General features: G+C 44.0%; 1 protein-coding gene. It reads right to left on the bottom strand.

Annotated features, from left to right (window positions below; genetic code table 11):
- On the bottom strand, positions 1–250 hold a 250-nt coding region (locus RMT89_RS44510), incomplete at both ends, for a hypothetical protein (protein WP_315889447.1).

Raw genomic sequence — 250 nt, 5'->3', positions numbered from 1 at the left:
CGCCGTATTCATTAGCGGCTGTTATCATCCGTTGCTGAATATCCAGCAGCGGTACTTGCTCTTTCTTTGCAGTATCTAACACGGTTTGATAGTAACTGCCGACATACTGGTAACCTTGCTGTTTATTTTGTCTTGTCTCATGTTGTTTGGGATTAATCGGCAGACCTGGTTGGTTTTTTATATCTCTCGCTCTTGGCACTGAGGTCAGTAATATGGCCTGTAACTGATGCCGCTGAGCAAACGTCAAATA

Origin of the sequence: Streptomyces sp. P17 (assembly GCF_032436805.1) — a bacterium.
Lineage (GTDB): Bacteria > Actinomycetota > Actinomycetes > Streptomycetales > Streptomycetaceae > Streptomyces.
Note: the sequence above shows the minus strand (reverse complement) of the source record. Positions and strands in the feature narration are given on the sequence as shown.